Below are 18,195 nucleotides of genomic sequence, written 5' to 3'. Positions count from 1 at the left end.
GCGCGCCGGGCCGGGTTCCGGGGGGGGGGGGGGCGGGGGCCCGGGCGTGTAAACACACCCCCCGCGCCCACGTCCCCCCCGGGCCGCCCGCGCCCCCGGCCGGGCCCCGCCCCGCGACAACGCGCTGGAACTGCAGGTGAAGGCGGCGCTCACCGACGACCTGCGGATGGAGCAGGATCTGAGCCGCTGGTTCCCGGTGTGGGGCGCGCCGGGGCTGTGACCGCGCCCGTCAGCGGTTCATGTCGTCTCACTTGCTTTTCTCGCGCTCCTGGCGGCGCGACTCCATGGGACGCTCGCGACGGTAGCGGCGCTCCCACTTGGCCTGCATGTCACGGCGCTTGCGGTAGGCCTGGTACGTGCCCGGCATCGATCCCGACGAGGATCCCCCGGACGACTGCGAGGACTCCGAGGCGGAGTCGCCGCCCGTGCGGCTCCGCCCGTACTGCATGTACAGGAAGAGCACGGCGACCGCGGCCAGCCACCAGGCGTGGTTTCCGAATCCCAGGAGCACCAGGACGGCGGTCCCGGCTATGACGATGGTGCCCATGACGGGCCTCCGTTTGGGCGTGGGTGAGTGAGCGGTGATGCGTTGTCGTCCCGACGGGGCGCTGGGGGATGAGCGTCCGTCCGTCGGTGCGTAGAGAGTAGCCCCGAGACCGCAGGGTGATGCCTGTCCTGCGGAAAGCGTGGTGGGCAGCTCCGCAACGCATGTCCAGCGTAGGGAGACGGTCACTCGCCGTGCATCCCGTTTTCTGCCCGGGAGCCCTCGGAGAGGGCCTCAGTCCGCCTGCAGATCCAGCTTCCGCTCCACCACCTCCCGGGCCACCTCGTTGATGCGGCGGCGGTGGGAGCGCGCATGGGAGCGCAGGATACGGAACGCTTCGTCGACCGTGATCGAGTGCCGGGCGGCGAGCGTGCCCTTGGCCTGTTCGATGACGATACGGCTGGTCAGGGCCTGGCCCAGCTGGTCGGCCAGGGCCCGGCTCTCACGCAGCCGGCGGTCCCGCTCCAGGTTCCAGCCGGCGGCGTCGGTGAGTGCCTGGCCCAGCGCCAGGAGCTCGTGCGGCAGCGGTGTGCTGCCGGGACCCAGCAGCACCAGGGCGCCAAGGGTGTCCTCGCCGACATGCAGGGGCAGCGCGGCGACCCTGCCGTAACCCAGTTCCACCGCCCGGGCCGTGTAGCGCGGCCAGTCCCGGCGGGCCCGGTCGCCGTCCAGGGCGGTGTCCGCCACCGGGAAACCGGTGCGGCGGGCTTCCGATCCCGGCCCCTCGCCCCAGGTGGCGGCGGAGCGGGCCAGATGCAGCAGTTCCTGGCCGGTGCCGGCCACCTCGGGACCGCAGGCGTCGTCGGGGACGTACAACACGATCGCGGAGCAGTCGCCGAGCAGTTCGGTTCCGTGCGCGGCGAGGGCCGCAAGGAGCCCCGTCGGATCGGAGGCCTCCGTGACCGGGCTGGCGGCCAGGTCGACGAACGCCTGTGCCAGCTGCTGCTGCCGCGACGGGGATACCGTGCTCATCAGCTTCCCTTCGCTCTCGGTCTTCGGTCGGTGACTGCCTCCGCAGTCTTCCTTGCCCCACGCCCCGGCGTCTCCCCCGCCTCAGCCGAGGCGCAGTTCACCTCTCAGGACGGACTCCGCCACCAAGTGCACGGAGGTGCCCTCGGCAAAGGCATGTGCCTTGATCAGTTCCAGTGCGTCGGCCACCGGGCAGTCGAGGTGCACGGAGACCATGCCGGCGGCCTGGTGGACCTTGGCGCGCAGATCGGTGGCGCCGTACATACCGGGGTCGCCGTCCACGTTGAGGATCATCGAGTGGGTCAGCGCGTCCGCGACCTCGCAGAAGGTGTCCGAGTCCGTGACGCCCTGCGCGGGGTCGAAGACCGCGAGGGCGCCGACGCAGGCGCCGGACAGGCTGAGCGGTACGGCGGCCACCGCGCCGATGCCCAGTTCGGCCACGGCGGGCCCGTACCCGGGCCAGCGGTCGAGCAGCGCGGAGCCGTCCGCGGTCACCGGGCGGGCCTCGCTGGCGGCGTCCCGGGCCGGGCCCTCGCCGAGCAGGAACTCCAGCTCCTGGGCGGCGCGGGCCGACTCGTCGGAGGCGGCCAGGCCGAGCTGGTCGAGGGTCGCCCCGACCAGCGTGACGGCGGCACTGCTGGTGCCACAGGCCGCTGCGACCCCTGACATGAACAGGGGCTTCGGGATGTCACGCGTACGTGCCCAGCTGGTGAGCCGGGCCACGTAGTCCTCCTGGAGCCGTGCCGCGGTCAGGTGGCAGGCCGCGGTGGAGCGGTGGATCGCCGCGATGCGCAGATACATGCTCTTGAGGACCTCGGTGCGGGCCTGACCGGCGAGGAGCTCATGCCGCTCGGCACTGCTGCTCTCCTTCTCCGAACGGAGGTGTGCCGCAGCGGCCTGCCGTTCGGCGGAGGCAATGAGGTCCGATACCTCACGTCCGGTCGCCATACCGGAATCGTACGCTTCAGGTTCTCACTGTGAGCCGTTTGTCCGGCCTTCTTCCATGAGCAGGACGACCCCGCCGTTGTGGCCGTCGAAGGGGCTGCACTGCACCATGCACATGATCGACCGGCCCAGGCGGTTGACGGCGGGCACCGGCAACGGATCTCCTCGTTTGCCGCTGTCGACGCAGAGCTGGATGGTCTCGCGCAGCTTGCCGGTGGGCAGCCCGAAGTCGAGACTGTGGAAGGGCTGGTCCAGGACCTCCTCGGGGCGCAGGCCCCACAGGTCGACGGCGCCGCGGTTCCAGCACTTGACCTTCAGGCCCTGGTCGAGGACGACGACCCCGGCGGCGATGGAGGTGAGCACGGCCTCCAGGAAGGTGCGGGCCTCGTCCAGCTCCTCGGTGCGGACCCGCATCTCCTCGTTCATGGTCTCCAGTTCCTCGTTCCCCGACTGGAGTTCCTCGTTGGTGGTCTCCAGCTCCTCGTTGGTGGACTGGAGTTCCTCGTTGGTGGTCTCAAGTTCCTCGATGCTCGACTGGAGTTCCTCGTTCGTGGTCTCCAACTCCTCGTTCGTGGACTGGAGTTCCTCGTAGGCCGTCTCCAGGTCCTCGCGCACGCGCTTGATCTCGGACTTGAGCTGTGTGGCGACCGTGACGTCGTTGAAGGTGATGTGGGTGGCGACCGGCAGTCCGTCGGTGCCGGTCACGGGCTGGACGAGGATGTCGAAGTACTGGACGTCGTCGGCGACCCGGCGTTCGGCGCCGTTGACCCGCAGGGTGCGCCGCTCGTGGGTGGCCTGTTCGATCAGGGAGCGCAGTTCGACGGGGCGGTAGGAGATCTCCAGGTCCTGGAAGGGGCGCCCGATGTCGGTCGACGTGAGGCCGAACTGCACGCGCGCGTGGCTGTTGATGAGTACGACCACGCCCTCGGAGTCGATGGCCAGGGCGGCGCTGGGGGTCGCGTCGAGGATGAGGTCGCGCAGCTGCCGGTGCCGGGCCATGCTCTGCAACTCGTTGCCCATGCCCGCCCTGATCTTCACGGGTGCGGGCTGGTAGGGCGGCGCGGCCTCGCCGGGGCGGCGCCGGAACACGCGCTGGCGCATGCTCATCACCTCGAACCGGTCCGCGTCGTTGAGCAGCATCTCGGCCTTGCCGAGGAAGAGGCAGCCGCCCTCGCGCAACGCGAAGTGGAAGCGGTCGACGATCTGGGTCTGCGCCTCGACGTTGAAGTACATCAGCGTGTTGCGGCAGACGAGCAGGTCGAGGCGGGAGATCGGGGCGTCGCGCGTGATGTCGTGGCGGCCGAAGATCACCTTGCGGCGCAGGTCGGAGCGGAAACTGAAGCGGGCGCCGTTCTGGTCGAAGTACTTGTCGCGCAGCTCGGCCGAGTGCGGTTCGAGGGCCTTGGCCGAGTACAGGCCGGACCGGGCGTCGCGCAGCGCCTCGTCGTCGACGTCCGTGCCGTAGATCTTGACCCGGTCCAGGGTCTCCTGAAGGCCCAGGGTCTCGGCGAACATGATCGCCAGGGAGTAGGCCTCCTCACCGCTGGAGCAGCCCGCGCTCCACACCCGGATCTCGTCCTCGCTCCCGCTCTGCGCGATCAGCTCGGGCATCACCTCGCGCTGGAGGAAGGTCCAGGCCTCGGGGTCGCGGAAGAAGGAGGTGACGTTGATCAGGATGGTGTTGAACAGGGCGTTGAATTCATCCGCATTGGTCTCCAGGCGGTCGCGGTAGTCGGTGTACGACGTGATCTGTGTGTCCGCCATCCGCTTGCGGATGCGGCGGCCCAGTGAGGACCGCTTGTAACCGGTGAAGTCGAAACCGCGGGCGTCCCTGAGGAAGCCGAGGAGCTTCTCCAGTTCCTCGTCCGTCTCCACGTCCGGTTGTCCGTCAACCATCGCTGTCGCCCACTTCTCTGCTACTGCCTCTTGGTCTCGACCAACCCGCGGATCACCGCGGCGATCTCCTCCAGAGGTAGCACGAAGTCCACTGTGCCAGTACCCACGGCCGCCTCCGGCATGCCCCTGAACTCCGCGGTCGCCGGATCCTGGACGATCACGGTGCCACCGCGCGACTTGACCGCGTCCACGCCCATCGCGCCGTCCCGCCCGGTCCCGGTGAGCACGCAGGCTATGGCATGCGGTCCGTACGCACCCGCGACCGACTCGAACAGCAGGTCCGCTGAGGGCCGCACGAAGTGGACCAGCTCGCTGTCGGTGAGGGTGAGCAGACCGCCGGGGCCGACGAGCAGGTGCCGGTCGGGCGGGGCGATGTAGACCGTGCCGGGCTGGGTCCGCTCGTGGTCCTCGGCGAGCTTGACGTCCAGCCCCGTACGGCGGTCCAGGACCTCCGCGATCACGGTGCGGTGGCGGGGATCCAGGTGCTGCACGACCAGGATCGGCACCGGAAGCCCGGCGTCGAAGGCGCCGAGCAGGGTGACCAGGCCGTTGATACCGCCGGCCGAGGAGGCTACGGCGACGACCTCGAAACCGTCGGTCGGGGGCTCGGATAGCTGCACTCGGTCAGCGTAGGTCTCCTTGGCGGGGTGAGGCAGGTTCTGGGGCGTGATCACGTCTCGGGGGCGGCCGCGACCACGCCTGCTGCGATCGCCGCGCCCAGGGCTGCGTGGTCCGCGGCGGTCTGGTCGGCGTAGGCGAGGGCGAAGTCGGCGACGGCCTGCTCGAAGGTGTCGGCGCCCCCGAGATACGCGGCGATGGCGATGCGGTCGCCGGAGCGGGCGTGGGCGCGGGCCAGGGCGGTGCCGCAGATGCGGGCGTATCCGAGCAGATCGGCCGGGCTCATGCCGACCACGTCGGCGGAGCCCTTCATGTCGCGCAGCTGCCGCCAGTAGAAGGCGCGGCCCTGCGGCCCGCTCATCCACCCCAGGAAGATGTCACTCGCCGCCTGCAGCAGCCGCTGACCTGCGACGACGCGATGCCCGGGATGGACGTACGGCCCGTGCGGCAGATGTTCCTCCCATACGGACTTCCGGGCCTCCTTGATCTGCAGGAACAGGGGGTCGCTCTGGTCCCGTCCCGTGAGGAGTACGACGAAGCAGCGCAGGCCGACGCTGCCGACGCCGACGACCTTGCGAGCGGCGTCCACGAAGCGGTAGCGGTCCAGGAGCAGGCGGCGCTCCTCGGAGAGGGTGGAGCGGTAGTCGCTGAAGATCTTGCGCAGGGAGGCCATGTCGGAGGCGCCGGCGGGTTCGAGGAGCGGTGGGTCGTGGATGATCCGACGGCGCCCGTCGACCACCTCGGTGAGCTTGCCGAGAGCCTGCAGGCTGGTGCGGCGGCGGGCCCGGGTGAGGCTGGAGGCGACCTGTCTGCGGCGGCCGGCGTCGCGGACGAGGGGCAGCAGGCTGTCGGCGTCGATGCGCTCGTACCAGACGGCGAGCTCGCCCAGCCCGGCCAGCCGTCGCATGGCGGTCCGATAGGCGGCCACCGCTGCCAGCGCCGCGCGCCGCACCTTGGCCTCGGCGTGCCCGTTCGCCCGCCCTGCCACGGCGACGGATGCGGCCAGCCGCTCGACGTCCCACTCGAAGGGTCCGGGAAACGTCTCGTCGAAGTCGTTCAGATCGAAGAGAAGTGCCCGCTCCGGGGAGGCGTACAGACCGAAGTTCAGCAGATGGGCGTCGCCGCACAGCTGCACGGTCAGCCCGGTGTGCGGGCGGGAGGCGAGGTCGGCGGCCATCACGGCGGCCGAACCGCGCAGAAACGCGAACGGCGACGCGGCCATCCGCCCGTACCGGATCGGCAGCAGCTCGGGCAGCCGGTCACGTCCCTGTCGCTCCAGTACGGCAACGGGGTCGGCCCGGTCGACGGGCGGCACCCACCCGGCATGCGCGGAACGCGCCACCCGCCGGCGGGCGGCCTTTCCCCGTTCGGCACGAGCGACGGACGTACTCACGCCACCCACCGCGATACACCGCGCCTGCCCATCACGCCTCCGGTGCGGTTGCCTGAAATCGCCTCCTGATCGCAGTGAAGGCGGGGGCGGGGGCGCGCGCATGCCGGGGGCGGCGATCGGGTGACGGGGGTTTGCAGGGTCGGAAGCACCGCGCGCGCTACAGGCTTTCTCGCCCCCGCCGCCCCTACCCGTCCCGTACCTGGGGGCTACGTCGGTTGTCAGTGGTGTGTTGCAGGATGAGGGCACGGACGGTGTGGCGGGGAGGCCGGGATGGGTGGCGGTGGGCGGTACGTCGGGGTGGCGGAGCGGCGGGCGCGGCTTGCGTTGCGGCAGCGGCTGGCTCCGGTGGCGCGGGCGGGCAGCCCGGAGGAGGTCGCCGGCACGCTGGTGGCGCTGCACGGGTCGGACCCGGCGACGGTGCATCTGGCTGTGGGTGCGAGGCTCGCGGACGCTGCGGGGACCGTGGCGGAGACCGAGCGGGCGCTGTACACGGACCGGTCACTGGTGCGGATGCACGGCATGCGGCACACGGTGTTCGTGTTCCCGACCGACCTCACCGCCGTCGTGCATGCCTCGACCGGACTCACGGTCGCCGGGCGGGAGCGGGCCTCGTTGCTCAAGGACATGGCAAAGGCCGGGGCGCCGGACGCGGCCTGGCTGAAGGACGTCGAGGAGTCGGCCTTGGCGGCCCTGGCGCGGCGCGGACAGGCGAGCGCGGCCGAACTCGCCGAGGACGAGCCGCGGTTGAGAGAGCAGTTCGTGTATGCGGCCGGCAAGAGCTACGAGGGCGTGCACACCGTTTCGACCCGGCTGCTGAGGGTGCTGGGCGTGGAGGGCAAGGTCGTACGGGGGCGGCCGCTCGGCTCGTGGACGTCCAGCCAGTTCCGCTGGGCCGTGGCCCCGCCGCACCCCGAACTCGACGTGGCCGAGGCGCAGTCGGTGCTGCTCGGCCGCTGGCTCGCGGCATGCGGGCCCGCCACGGAGGCCGATCTGAAGTGGTGGACGGGCTGGAAGGTCACGGACGTCCGGCGTGCGCTGGCGGCGATCGGCGCGCAGGAGGTGTCCCTGGACGAAGGCGTGGGGTACGTCGTCGACGGTGACGTCGAGCCGGTGGCGGGCCCGGACCGGCCGTGGGCGGCGCTGCTGCCCGCGCTGGATCCGACGGCGATGGGGTGGCGCGAGCGGGACTGGTATCTGGCGCCTGAGCTGCGGCCGTCGTTGTTCGACTACAGCGGCAATGTGGGGCCGACGGTGTGGTGGAACGGCCGGGTGGTGGGCGGATGGGCTCAGCGTCCCGACGGTGAGATCGTCTGGCGGCTGCTCGACACGGACGGGGTGGGGCGCGAGGCCGAGGAGGCGATCGCGGTAGAGGCGGAGCGGTTGCAGGGGTGGTTGGGGACCACGAAGGTGACGCCCCGGTTCCGGACGCCGGTGGAGAAGGAGTTGGCGGCACGCCCCGGCCCGTCCGGCGCCTGAGGCCGAGGAACTGCCGCGACACGTTCTCGATGCCGGTCCGCAATTCCAGCCCGTCGTGGGGGTCCCCCCGCTCGAGCGAAGCCGAGAGTGGGGGAGTCTGAGGACGAGGCCCCTTCAGGGCCGAAGCGGGGGTCTGGGGGCGGCAGCCCCCAGCAGACGGCAACACAGGTGCCGGGCACCCCGCAAGCACGGGCACCCGGCACCACGCTCAACGCGAGTACCGCATCAGCGCCCGCACCATGTGGCACGTCGTGTCCGACGGCGGGTGGACGCCGATCAGTTCGGCCGTGCTCCGAATCGTCTCGTTGCGGGCCTGGTTCGGTACGTACACCCCCCTGTCGAGCAGGGCGATGGCGAGCCGCATCGCCTTGAGGCGGCGGTTGTGCGTGACGTACCACTCGCGCGGACGGCCCGGCGGCAGCGGGCGCTTCTCCACTGGGGCGTAGGGCAGGTCGAGCAGGACGGGGTGCTTGGCGGTGGACTGGGTCGGCTTCGGCTTCAGTGCGGCAGCGGGCACAGGCATCCTCCTGTCGCGGTGAGGGCGTGCAATGAACGGGGGTTTCGGCACCCCCCAACACCCTCGAACGCTTCTTCTAGTGTACCGCCCGGCACTGACAAAAGGCCCTGGCCACAGCGGCTTTGAGGGCACCTCAGAGGTACCTTTGACCCCATGGAGATCTGGATCAACCCGGCCTGTTCCAAGTGCCGCAGCGCCATCAGCCTGCTCGACGCCGAGGGCGCCGACTACACCGTCCGCCGCTACCTGGAGGACGTACCGAGCGAGGACGAGATCAGGGACGTACTCGACCGTCTCGGCCTCGAACCGTGGGACATCACCCGCACCCAGGAGGCCGAGGCCAAGGAGCTCGGACTGAAGGAGTGGCCGCGGGACGACTCGTCGCGCGCACGGTGGATCAATGCGCTCGCCGAGCACCCCAAGCTGATCCAGCGCCCGATCATCACCGCCGACGACGGCACCGCGGTGGTCGGCCGCACCGACGAGGCCGTACGGGACGCCCTGTCGCGATAGGACCTTCAACGCCCCTGTGACGTACGTTACTTCAGTGACTCCTGTAACCACTGAGTAACTTCGTTCGGTATCTCGTACATAACGGCGTACGCTCCCCTACCTCGCAGGAGGCGCGCATGTCGCGTAGGAGAAGTCTCGGCACGAAGAAGAAGATCGCGCTGCTGGTGAGTGCGGCGGCGGTGGCGGGAGGCGGCGCCTTCGTCATGGCGAGCACCTCGAACGCCGCACAGAGCCCCCAGGCCAAGACCCTGTCGGCCGCGGACTCGAACGTCTGTCAGGGCCTCGCCACCGCCCTCGGCAACAACCAGAAGTTCATCGACGGGCAGAAGGCCAACCCCGACGCCCAGTCCGCGGCCCGGATCGCGAACCGCGAGGCGGTCATCGCACAGATCAAGGTCCAGCAGAAGGCGTCCGGTTGCACCGTTGGGGAGTCGGCTCAGGGCTCCCAGGCGACGCAGCCGGCGCAGAGCGGTGCGGGCCAGCAGGCGGCGGGCCAGCAGGCGGGCGCTGCACAGCAGTCCGCGCAGCCCTCGCAGACGGCCTCACCACCCGCGGGAAACGCGAACGGGAACGCTGGTGGTGGCGCTGCCGCCTCGGGCCGGCAGGTGTGCAACGGCTCCACCGTCACCCTCTCCGGCGAGGGCGGCGCACCTGCGGCCTCCAGCAACCAGTTCCCGGCGGGGACGACGCTGAAGGTCACCAACCTGGACAACAACAAGTCCACGACGGTGAAGGTCACGTCCGTCTCCGGCAGTTGCGCCCTGCTCAACAACGCGGCCTTCGAACAGGTCCGGGAGCCCGGCAAGTTCCTGATCCGCCATGCACTGATCGAGAAGGTGGGGTGAGGCTCAAGGACTCAGGAACCCCGTGAGGCGGCGGCCGAGTTCGGCGGGTGCGGACTGCGGCAGCGCATGGTGGGAGACGTCGGGGACCACGACCGTCTCCACGCGCGGCAGCAGCGCACCCGCCTTCTCCGCCACCTCGTACGTGTCACAGGTCCTGCTGTTCCCGGCCAGGAGCAGCAGGACCGGCATGTCCAGCCCGCGCAGCGCATCCGGCGCCGGGCGCGGACCGGTCACCGGCTTCGCGACGGAGGGGAAGCCGGCGGCCGCCCCCTGGAGGCGGAGCCAGTCGGGGTCGAGGGACACTCCCCCGGTCTCCCACTCCAGCAGGGCATGGACCCGGCGGGGCGAGGGACGCAGCACCAGCGGCAGGGCGTGCAGGAGATACGCGGGCCGGTAACCGGCGAAGCACTGGGTGGGGTCCAGGAGGAAGAGGCGGCGCACGCGGGCGCGTGCATGCAGCGCGTATTGGAGCGCGATCCAGCCGCCGTAGGAGTGCCCGCCCAGGTCAGTCTCCGCCAGACCGAGGTCGTCCAGGACCGCATCGAGCCAGACCACCAGGTCGGCGACCGTACGGGGGTGGCGGTCGCCGGCCTCGGTACCGCGGCCCGCGCAGCCCGGCAGGTCGACGGCGAACACACGGTGGGTACGGGCCAGGTCGGCGGCCTGCGCATACCAACTGGCCGAGGTCGCTCCTCCACCGCCGGGGAGCAGGACGACCGCGGGCGCACGGAGAGGGCCGCACATGTTGACGTACGTCGTCCCGAAGGGCGTGGGGACGGTCAGCGCCTCGCGCTCGGCGGGCCACTTGGCCATGACCTTGTCGTACGCGGCGAGGAAGCCGTCCATGTCGTAGGCGCTGCGAGCAGACACCGGAACCCCCTTATTATCTCGTTGAGCGAGATACTCGATGAACGAGATACTAGTCGGAGGCAGCCCGTGCCGAACCCCCAGGGCCCAGGGATGGAGGTCGTCCACCTGCTGCGTGCGGCGACCGTCGAACTCGCCCTGCACAGCGCCCGGTTCGCGTCCCGCAACGGCATGCACCCCACGGACGTACGCGCCCTGATCGCCCTCATGGACGTCTCCCGCGCGGGAGACGAGATGACCGCCGGCCGGCTCGGGGCCGCGCTCGGACTGAACTCGGCGGGGACCACCGCGCTGGTCGACCGGCTGGAGCGGGCCGGACATGTACGGCGGCTCCGTGACCCGCGGGACCGGCGCAAGGTGGTGATCGAGGTGACCGAGCGTGCGGTGGAACTCGGGTGGTCGTCCTTCGGACCGCTGATCGAGCGGACGGTGGAGCTGCTGCAGGGGTACGACGAGCGGGAGCTGGCCGCGGTCAAGGGGTTCCTCGCCGGGGTACGGGACGCGGCCGCGACCGGTGGCTGACCCTCCGGCCCCCTGTGAACCCCATCGCATACGAGCCGCCGTACGAGAGCACGGCCGCGGCCGCCGACCGCGTCGACCTGTCGACTTGCTGTGCTCCACCCGCCCTCACACTGTGAGTCGCACCACACCACCGCCAGGTAACACGGGGTTCACACTTGAGCAATGGCCGGGAAATCGCCTGTTGACAGGCTCGCGGACATCCACCGCGGCGCCCCAGTGCCGCAGCGCCGCAGCACCCGCAAGTGCGTAGACACATCCCCGAAGGAAGTGGCCCGTGACCTTCAAGGCTGAGTACATCTGGATCGACGGCACCCAGCCGACCGCCAAGCTCCGTTCCAAGACGAAGATCATCGCGGGCGAGCCCGCCGGTCTGGACGCGCTGCCGATCTGGGGCTTCGACGGGTCCTCCACGAACCAGGCCGAGGGGCACTCCTCGGACCGTGTCCTCAAGCCGGTCTTCACGTGCCCGGACCCGATCCGCGGCGGCGACGACGTCCTCGTCCTGTGCGAGGTCCTCAACATCGACTTCACGCCGCACGAGTCCAACACCCGTGCCGCGCTGACCGAGGTCGCCGAGAAGTTCGCCGCGCAGGAGCCGATCTTCGGCATCGAGCAGGAGTACACCTTCTTCCAGGACGGCTACCCGCTCGGCTTCCCCAAGGGCGGCTTCCCGGCCCCGCAGGGCGGCTACTACTGCGGTGTCGGCGCCGACGAGATCTTCGGCCGTGAGATCGTCGAGGCCCACCTGGAGAACTGCCTCGCGGCCGGCCTCGCCATCTCCGGCATCAACGCCGAGGTCATGCCCGGCCAGTGGGAGTTCCAGGTCGGTCCGGTCTCCCCGCTGGAGGTCTCCGACCACCTGTGGGTGGCCCGCTGGCTGCTCTACCGCACCGCCGAGGACTTCGGCGTCGCCGCGACGCTGGACCCGAAGCCGGTGAAGGGCGACTGGAACGGCGCGGGCGCGCACACCAACTTCTCCACCAAGGCGATGCGCGAGGGCTACGACGCGATCATCACCGCCGCCGAGTCGCTGGGCGAGGGCTCCAAGCCGCTCGACCACGTGAAGAACTACGGCGCCGGCATCGACGACCGCCTGACCGGTCTGCACGAGACCGCCCCGTGGAACGAGTACTCCTACGGCGTCTCCAACCGCGGCGCCTCGGTCCGTATCCCGTGGCAGGTCGAGAAGGACGGCAAGGGCTACATCGAGGACCGCCGTCCCAACGCCAACGTCGACCCGTACGTCGTGACGCGGCTGCTCGTCGACACCTGCTGCTCCGCGCTGGAGAAGGCCGGCCAGGTCTGATCCCCGCATTCTTGGCAGAAGGGGCGTCCACCGTTCGCGGTGGGCGCCCCTTTTGCCGTCCAAGTAGTGAGAGAAGGGTCCTCGTCGGGGCCGGTGTCTGCTTCAATGAGGTCATGGCCAGCTTCAAGAACCACACCGCGACGGGTCGCCATGACCTGGAGCCGTTCTGGCCTTCCCGTCAGCACCACGACTTCGACCGGGTGTGTTGCCGCGCGATGAACGCGCCGGCCCTCTAAAGCCGTACACCCCCGGCCTTCGGCCAGCGCGACACGACGTACGTCCCGGCGAGCCCGACCACGAATCGCGGCCGCCGTCCTCCCAGACGAACTTCTCGCGCGAAAGAGCTGACCTCTCATGGCGACCACCCGTTCTCTCTCCACCGCCACCCTCACCTCCCCCGCCCAGAGCGGCGCCCGGCACCGGCTGCGGGCCGTCGACCGGGACGAGGTCGTGGACGTGACGGACTTCCTGCCGCCGGGCGCCACCTGGCTGCCCGCTCCGCAGCACACCCTGCCCACCCTGCCGGGTCAGCCGCCGATGATCGGCTACCTGGTGCTCGTCCCGGCCGACCAGCAGCCGCCGTTCCTTCCCGTGGCGGTGCCCGACCCCACCGGTGAGGAGCGGGGCAGCGACCACCCGCTCGTCCGGATCGACTCCGTGCAGCGCACCGCCGAGGTGGACGGGCGCGAACTCGACCTCACCTACCTGGAGTTCGAGCTGCTCGCGCATCTCGTCGCGCATCCGCACCGGGTGCACACCCGCGACCAGCTGGTCACCACGGTGTGGGGGTACGGCCATGTGGGCGACGGCCGCACCGTCGACGTCCACATCGCGCGTCTGCGCCGCAAGCTGGGCGCCGAGCACCGCGGGACGATCCAGACGGTGCGACGGGTCGGGTACAAGTACACTCCGCCGACCGGCCGTTGACCGTCCACCGGCCGTTCGTCCTCTGCTGACGGCAGATTGCCGGTCCGTCCCGCGGGCCGACCGGGCAGGCTCACCGGCATGAGACTTCTGGTGCTGGGTGGGACGGAGTTCGCGGGACGGGCCGTCGTGGCGGCGGCCCTGGAGCGCGGCTGGGAGGTGACCGTCCTCAACCGGGGACGGCACCGGCTCCCGGACGGCGTACGGGCGTTGCGGGGCGACCGCACCGCCCCCGACGGTCTCGCCGCCCTCGCGGAGGGCGAGTGGGACGCCGTCGTCGACACCTGGTCGGCGGCGCCCCGGGCGGTACACAGCGCGGCACGGCTGCTGCGGGGTCGTGTCGGGCGGTATGTGTATGTGTCGAGCTGCTCGGTGTACGCATGGCCCGCACCGGCCGGGCACGACGAGAGCGCCCCGGTGGTGGAAGGTGCCGAGCCCGACGCGGGGCAGACGGACTACGCGCGGGACAAGCGGGGTGCGGAGATCGCCGCCGTCGAGGCGTTCGGGACGGAGCGCTCCGTGCTCGTGCGGGCCGGGTTGATCCTCGGTCCGTACGAGAACATCGGGCGGCTGCCGTGGTGGTTGGGGCGGATCGCGCGGGGCGGGCCGGTCCTCGCCCCGGGGCCGCGGGAGCTGCCGCTCCAGTACGTCGACGTGCGGGACATGGCGGAGTGGATCCTCGGCTCGGTGGAGCGGGAGCTGAGCGGGCCGTACAACATGGTCAGCGAGCAGGGGCATGCCACCATGGGCAGCCTGCTGGGCGCGTGCGTCGCCGTCACCGGCTCGGATGCGGAGCTGCGGTGGATCGACCCCGGGGTCATCCTCGATGCGGGGATCGCGCCGTGGACCCAGCTGCCGGTGTGGGTGCCGCCGGGCACGGAGATGCACGACTCCATGCACAGCGGGGACGTCTCGCGTGCGCTGGCTTCGGGGCTGGTCTGCCGGCCCGTGGAGGAGACCGTCGCCGATACCTGGCGTTGGCTCCAAGGGATCGGTGGCAGGGCGCCGCAACGTCCGGACCGGCCGCCGGTCGGGCTGGACCCGGAGGTGGAGGCGAAGGTGTTGGGGGAGTGATCAAAGTGCGGACCGGTGGGGGCTTGGGTGTACCTGGCACCACCCCCCACCCGGGGGGCCCGGCCCCGTGACCCCCCGCCCCCGCTCGGCCAGACTTCTGCCATGAACACCGACACACACCGTGCCCGGGCGCGGGCCCGAGAGGTACTACTGGCTGCCGTACGGGGGCTCGCACTGGCCGTGGCCGTGCTGCCCTTGTCGGTGCTGTTGTTCGTCCTGACCCTCGTCTCCGTCGCGCTCATTCCGATCGGCGTCGGTGTCGTCACCACCCCGCCGATCCTCAACGCGGTGCGGACCCTCGCGGACAAGCGGCGGGAACTCGCGGCTCAGTGGTGCGGGGTGCGGATACCGTCGGCCTACCGGCCGGTCCCCGAGCGCGCCAACCCGTGGGCGCGCACGTACGCCATGCTGCGCGACCCGGCGGTCTGGCGGGACGTGCGCTGGCTTCAGGTGGACATGACGGCGGGGTTCGTCACCGCGCTGTTGCCTGCGCTGCTCGTCTTCTACCCCCTGGAGGGCTTCGCGGTCGCCGCCGGGCTGTGGCGGCCGCTCTCCGAGTACGGCGGCTACTGGTACGGCTTCGTGCACGTCACCGACCAGGCCTCCGCGTTCGGCGCCGGTGCCCTGGCCCTCGCACTCCTCCCCCTCGCCTACCGCTACGCCCCGTCCCTGCTGACCGCCCACTTCCGGCTCACCCGGTCCGTGCTCGGCGCGAGTCAGGCCGAACTGGCCGAGCGCGTGCAGGTGTTGACCGAGACCCGGCGGGACGCCGTCGACACCTCCGCCGCCGAACTGCGCCGTATCGAGCGGGATCTGCACGACGGGGCGCAGGCGCGGCTGGTGGCCATGGGCATGGACCTGGGCACCATCGAGATGCTCCTCGACAAGGACCCGGCGAAGGCCAGGCAGCTCCTCGCGCAGACCCGGCAGTCCTCCGTGGACGCGCTGGCCGAACTGCGCGACCTGGTGCGCGGCATCCACCCGCCGGTGCTGGCCGAACGCGGACTGGGCGACGCCGTGAGGGCGTTGGCGCTGCGGCTGCCGCTGCCCACCGAGGTGAACGTCGAGCCGGCGGGCCGCGCGGACCCACCGGTCGAGTCGGCCGCGTACTTCGCGGTCAGCGAGGTGCTCACCAACGCGGTCAAGCACTCCGGCGCCGACCGCATCTGGATCGACCTGCATCACAGCGAGGAGAAGCTGCGCATCAGCGTCACCGACAACGGCAAGGGCGGCGCGGTGATCGGGGCCGGTTCGGGCCTCGCCGGAGTCGAGCGGCGTCTGGGTACATTCGACGGCGTCCTGGCCGTCAGCAGCCCCGCGGGCGGTCCCACCATGGTCACCATGGAGATCCCTTGCGCGTTGTCCTAGCCGAAGACCTCTTCCTGCTGCGCGACGGTCTGGTACGGCTGCTGGAAGCCTACGACTTCGAGATCGCCGCGGCCGTCGAGTCCGGCCCCGAGCTCGCCCAGGCGCTGGCCGAGCTGGAGCCGGACGTCGCCGTGGTCGACGTACGCCTGCCGCCCACACACACCGACGAGGGCCTGCAGTGCGCACTGCAGGCCCGCCGGGACAGACCCGGGCTTCCCGTGCTGGTGCTCTCGCAGCACGTGGAGCAGTTGTACGCGCGCGAGCTGCTCGCCGACGGCAGCGGCGGGGTCGGGTATCTGCTGAAGGACCGGGTGTTCGACGCGGACCGGTTCGTGGACGCCGTACGGCGGGTCGCGGCCGGTGGTACGGCCATGGACCCGCAGGTGATCCAGCAGCTGCTCTCGCGGCGGGCCGCCGACGACCGGCCGCTCGGGCGGCTGACGCCCCGAGAGCGGGAGGTGCTGGAACTGATGGCGCAGGGCCGCTCCAACGCGGCGATCGCCGGGCAGCTGGTGGTGACAGAACGGGCCATTGCCAAACACACCTCCAACATCTTCGCCAAACTGGACCTGGAGGTCTCGGACGACGACAACCGTCGCGTCCTGGCGGTTCTCGCCTATCTGGACCGGGACCAGTAAGCGGTTGCTGATTTTCCGTAACTTCCGCTGCTCAGGCGGCGGTTGGGTCGCAAAGGCCCGGTAAACCTCTGATTTGTTTGTGGGGCTGCTGAACACCCCTGGGACCACGCGCGTATGAGAAGGCGCCGCTTCACTCCTGTCGGGCGCCTCGATGCCCCGCCAAGCCCGCAAGGAAGTCAGAGGAGTTCCATGGGACGCAACACACGCAAACGCCGTACGCCGCTGGCCACCAAGGCCATAGCCGCATCGGCGGCCCTAGCGCTCGGTGGGGGCGGGCTGATCTGGGCGAACTTCTACGCCTCGGCGCACGAGTCCAACAACTCGGGGCTGAACCAGACCAAGGCCGCCGCCGGTCAGGTCGCCACGATCGCCTGCCCCGACGTTCAGCAGAAGCTGACGAACGTGCCGGCCAAGGCCCAGCAGGGCGTGGCCACGGAGCTGGCGAACCTCGACAAGCAGGTCACCGAGGCCTACACCCGGCTCGCTTCCACCCGGCAGGCGCAGGCGGGCGACGCGAGCTTCGTGCAGAACGCGATCGTCGGCCCCCTCAAGGACAAGCGAGCCGCGACCCTCAACCGGATCCGGATCGACATCCAGCGCGTGGGCGGCCAGATCGACGCGGCCGGGCTGCAGGCCCTCGCCGCCTGCACGACGCAGACCGCCAACCAGACCACGGCCGCCGGCCAGAACAACCAGAACGGCGGCCAGCAGCAGAACGGCGGCCAGCAGCAAAATGGCGGCCAGCAGCAGGGCGGTCAGCAGAACAACGGCGGTCAGCAGCAGGGCGGTCAGCAGCAGAACAACGGAGGCCAGGCCAACGCCGGCCCGAACGCGAACGACTTCGTCGACATCACGAAGGTCGCGCCGAACGTCCCGGCCAAGGCGCAGAGGAACGCCAACGCCTCGACCGGCGTGTTCATCACCAAGTGCGGCGTGAACGCCAACCAGAACCACAACAGCGACAACGTCATCGTCGCGCCCGGCGTGTCCAACGGTGCCCACCACGTGCACGACTACGTCGGCAACCAGAAGGTCAACGCGTTCTCCAACAACAACACCTTCCTGCAGGGCGGCAGCAGCTGCCAGAACAAGAACGACCTGTCGGCGTACTACTGGCCGGTCATCCGAGAGCAGGACGGCACGCAGGAGAAGGACGCCAACGCGGACGGCGGCGGCAAGGATCTCAACGTCGGCAAGATCCTCGTGGCCCAGCAGGCGCAGATCAAGTACGTCGGCTCGCCGACCAGCAAGGTCGTCGCGATGCCGCAGTTCCTGCGCATCATCACCGGTGACGCCAAGGCCTTCGTCAACGGCCCGGCCAACGCCAACGCACACTGGAGCTGCACCGGCTTCGAGAACAAGGTGCAGCTGACGGACAAGTACCCGATCTGCCCGCAGGGCAGCAACGTGGTGCGCACGTTCGCCTTCCAGTCCTGCTGGGACGGCAAGAACATCGACAGCGCCAACCACCGCACGCACGTCGCGTTCGCCGACGCCAACGGCAACTGCGGCAACGGCTTCAAGGCCATTCCGCAGCTGACGATGCGCCTGGTGTACAAGGTCACCCCGCCGGTCATCCAGAACGGCCAGGTGAAGAACGCCTACGCGGTCGACGGCTTCCCGGAGGAGCTGCACAAGCCGATCACCGATCACGACGACTTCATCAGCGTCACGACCGGTGGCCTGGCGAACAAGATCGCCAACTGCATCAACACCGGGCAGCGTTGCCAGTGACGAGGCCCTAGGAAAGCGGGCGGTGGGAATCTCCCACCGCCCGCTT

At 70.4% G+C, this 18,195-nt stretch carries 19 protein-coding genes; 11 read left to right on the top strand and 8 right to left on the bottom strand.

Annotated elements, in window-relative coordinates; all coding sequences use genetic code 11:
- Positions 1-247 precede the first annotated feature (247 nt).
- The 6 genes from AB0N07_RS45100 to AB0N07_RS45075 form a co-directional block, all read right to left on the bottom strand.
- A complete protein-coding gene (locus AB0N07_RS45100; protein ID WP_365845775.1) occupies positions 248-547 on the bottom strand; it encodes a hypothetical protein in 300 nt (99 codons plus the stop codon).
- Between the two features lie 231 nt (positions 548-778).
- Complete coding sequence (locus tag AB0N07_RS45095) at positions 779-1,516, bottom strand: GAF and ANTAR domain-containing protein (RefSeq protein WP_365845773.1); 738 nt, start codon at positions 1,514-1,516, stop codon at positions 779-781.
- Positions 1,517-1,597: 81 nt separating this feature from the next.
- Positions 1,598-2,461: a GAF and ANTAR domain-containing protein gene (locus AB0N07_RS45090; RefSeq protein ID WP_365845771.1), complete on the bottom strand. Its 864-nt coding sequence runs from the start codon at positions 2,459-2,461 to the stop codon at positions 1,598-1,600.
- 24 nt (positions 2,462-2,485) lie between these two features.
- Complete coding sequence (locus tag AB0N07_RS45085) at positions 2,486-4,354, bottom strand: CheR family methyltransferase (protein ID WP_365845769.1); 1,869 nt, start codon at positions 4,352-4,354, stop codon at positions 2,486-2,488.
- Between the two features lie 20 nt (positions 4,355-4,374).
- Positions 4,375-4,974 (bottom strand): chemotaxis protein CheB, encoded by a 600-nt coding sequence (locus AB0N07_RS45080; RefSeq protein WP_365845767.1) that lies wholly within the window; start codon positions 4,972-4,974, stop codon positions 4,375-4,377.
- A 50-nt stretch (positions 4,975-5,024) separates the two neighbouring features.
- The gene (locus AB0N07_RS45075) at positions 5,025-6,365 is read right to left on the bottom strand and encodes a DUF2252 domain-containing protein (protein WP_365845765.1); all 1,341 of its coding nucleotides are present in this window, start codon (positions 6,363-6,365) and stop codon (positions 5,025-5,027) included.
- 270 nt (positions 6,366-6,635) lie between these two features.
- Between AB0N07_RS45075 and AB0N07_RS45070 the strand changes: the two genes are divergently transcribed.
- Positions 6,636-7,841, top strand: coding sequence for a winged helix DNA-binding domain-containing protein (locus AB0N07_RS45070; protein ID WP_365845763.1), 1,206 nt, complete (start codon positions 6,636-6,638; stop codon positions 7,839-7,841).
- A gap of 208 nt (positions 7,842-8,049) precedes the next feature.
- Here AB0N07_RS45070 and AB0N07_RS45065 read toward each other — a convergent pair whose 3' ends face one another.
- On the bottom strand, positions 8,050-8,358 hold the full coding sequence (locus AB0N07_RS45065) for a hypothetical protein (protein WP_099928355.1): 309 nt from the start codon (positions 8,356-8,358) through the stop codon (positions 8,050-8,052).
- 153 nt (positions 8,359-8,511) lie between these two features.
- Here AB0N07_RS45065 and AB0N07_RS45060 point away from each other — a divergent pair, with 153 nt between their 5' ends.
- On the top strand, positions 8,512-8,871 hold the full coding sequence (locus tag AB0N07_RS45060) for an arsenate reductase family protein (protein WP_365845761.1): 360 nt from the start codon (positions 8,512-8,514) through the stop codon (positions 8,869-8,871).
- A gap of 116 nt (positions 8,872-8,987) precedes the next feature.
- On the top strand, positions 8,988-9,716 hold the full coding sequence (locus AB0N07_RS45055) for a hypothetical protein (RefSeq protein ID WP_365845759.1): 729 nt from the start codon (positions 8,988-8,990) through the stop codon (positions 9,714-9,716).
- Positions 9,717-9,719: 3 nt separating this feature from the next.
- Here the strand turns inward: AB0N07_RS45055 and AB0N07_RS45050 are convergent, their stop codons facing one another.
- Complete coding sequence (locus AB0N07_RS45050; RefSeq protein ID WP_365845757.1) at positions 9,720-10,586, bottom strand: alpha/beta hydrolase; 867 nt, start codon at positions 10,584-10,586, stop codon at positions 9,720-9,722.
- A gap of 90 nt (positions 10,587-10,676) precedes the next feature.
- Here AB0N07_RS45050 and AB0N07_RS45045 point away from each other — a divergent pair, with 90 nt between their 5' ends.
- The 8 genes from AB0N07_RS45045 to AB0N07_RS45010 all read left to right on the top strand — a co-directional run bounded on the left by AB0N07_RS45045 (position 10,677) and on the right by AB0N07_RS45010 (position 18,149).
- On the top strand, positions 10,677-11,105 hold the full coding sequence (locus AB0N07_RS45045; protein ID WP_365845777.1) for a MarR family transcriptional regulator: 429 nt from the start codon (positions 10,677-10,679) through the stop codon (positions 11,103-11,105).
- Positions 11,106-11,379: 274 nt separating this feature from the next.
- Positions 11,380-12,411 (top strand): glutamine synthetase, encoded by a 1,032-nt coding sequence (gene glnII / locus AB0N07_RS45040; protein ID WP_365845755.1) that lies wholly within the window; start codon positions 11,380-11,382, stop codon positions 12,409-12,411.
- A 113-nt stretch (positions 12,412-12,524) separates the two neighbouring features.
- Entirely contained in the window at positions 12,525-12,647 is a 123-nt protein-coding gene (locus AB0N07_RS45035) for a hypothetical protein (protein WP_365845753.1), read from the top strand.
- A 118-nt stretch (positions 12,648-12,765) separates the two neighbouring features.
- A complete protein-coding gene (locus AB0N07_RS45030; protein ID WP_365845751.1) occupies positions 12,766-13,338 on the top strand; it encodes a winged helix-turn-helix domain-containing protein in 573 nt (190 codons plus the stop codon).
- A gap of 78 nt (positions 13,339-13,416) precedes the next feature.
- Positions 13,417-14,409: an SDR family oxidoreductase gene (locus AB0N07_RS45025; protein ID WP_365845749.1), complete on the top strand. Its 993-nt coding sequence runs from the start codon at positions 13,417-13,419 to the stop codon at positions 14,407-14,409.
- A 102-nt stretch (positions 14,410-14,511) separates the two neighbouring features.
- Positions 14,512-15,777 carry a sensor domain-containing protein gene (locus tag AB0N07_RS45020; RefSeq protein WP_365845747.1) on the top strand — a complete coding sequence of 422 codons (1,266 nt, stop codon included), beginning with the start codon at positions 14,512-14,514 and terminating at the stop codon, positions 15,775-15,777.
- Complete coding sequence (locus tag AB0N07_RS45015; RefSeq protein ID WP_365845745.1) at positions 15,762-16,415, top strand: response regulator transcription factor; 654 nt, start codon at positions 15,762-15,764, stop codon at positions 16,413-16,415. Before AB0N07_RS45020 ends, AB0N07_RS45015 begins: the two co-directional genes overlap by 16 nt.
- 189 nt (positions 16,416-16,604) lie before the next feature.
- The gene (locus AB0N07_RS45010; protein WP_365845743.1) at positions 16,605-18,149 is read left to right on the top strand and encodes a DUF1996 domain-containing protein; all 1,545 of its coding nucleotides are present in this window, start codon (positions 16,605-16,607) and stop codon (positions 18,147-18,149) included.
- The last annotated feature ends 46 nt before the right edge of the window (positions 18,150-18,195 follow it).

It is taken from the genome of Streptomyces sp. NPDC051172 (assembly GCF_040682555.1).
Taxonomy (GTDB): Bacteria; Actinomycetota; Actinomycetes; order Streptomycetales; family Streptomycetaceae; genus Streptomyces.
The sequence above is the reverse complement of the archived record's forward strand: the minus strand, read 5'-3'. Positions and strand labels throughout refer to the sequence as shown.

What these genes read in the sequence shown, in the direction of transcription:
- AB0N07_RS45100 (WP_365845775.1), bottom strand. Translation starts at nt 547, where the DNA reads ATGGGCACCATCGTCATAGCCGGGACCGCCGTCCTGGTGCTCCTGGGA.
- AB0N07_RS45095 (WP_365845773.1), bottom strand. Translation starts at nt 1,516, where the DNA reads ATGAGCACGGTATCCCCGTCGCGGCAGCAGCAGCTGGCACAGGCGTTC.
- AB0N07_RS45090 (WP_365845771.1), bottom strand. Translation starts at nt 2,461, where the DNA reads ATGGCGACCGGACGTGAGGTATCGGACCTCATTGCCTCCGCCGAACGG.
- AB0N07_RS45085 (WP_365845769.1), bottom strand. Translation starts at nt 4,354, where the DNA reads ATGGTTGACGGACAACCGGACGTGGAGACGGACGAGGAACTGGAGAAG.
- AB0N07_RS45070 (WP_365845763.1), top strand. Translation starts at nt 6,636, where the DNA reads ATGGGTGGCGGTGGGCGGTACGTCGGGGTGGCGGAGCGGCGGGCGCGG.
- AB0N07_RS45060 (WP_365845761.1), top strand. Translation starts at nt 8,512, where the DNA reads ATGGAGATCTGGATCAACCCGGCCTGTTCCAAGTGCCGCAGCGCCATC.
- AB0N07_RS45055 (WP_365845759.1), top strand. Translation starts at nt 8,988, where the DNA reads ATGTCGCGTAGGAGAAGTCTCGGCACGAAGAAGAAGATCGCGCTGCTG.
- AB0N07_RS45045 (WP_365845777.1), top strand. Translation starts at nt 10,677, where the DNA reads ATGGAGGTCGTCCACCTGCTGCGTGCGGCGACCGTCGAACTCGCCCTG.
- AB0N07_RS45035 (WP_365845753.1), top strand. Translation starts at nt 12,525, where the DNA reads ATGGCCAGCTTCAAGAACCACACCGCGACGGGTCGCCATGACCTGGAG.
- AB0N07_RS45030 (WP_365845751.1), top strand. Translation starts at nt 12,766, where the DNA reads ATGGCGACCACCCGTTCTCTCTCCACCGCCACCCTCACCTCCCCCGCC.
- AB0N07_RS45025 (WP_365845749.1), top strand. Translation starts at nt 13,417, where the DNA reads ATGAGACTTCTGGTGCTGGGTGGGACGGAGTTCGCGGGACGGGCCGTC.
- AB0N07_RS45020 (WP_365845747.1), top strand. Translation starts at nt 14,512, where the DNA reads ATGAACACCGACACACACCGTGCCCGGGCGCGGGCCCGAGAGGTACTA.
- AB0N07_RS45010 (WP_365845743.1), top strand. Translation starts at nt 16,605, where the DNA reads ATGGGACGCAACACACGCAAACGCCGTACGCCGCTGGCCACCAAGGCC.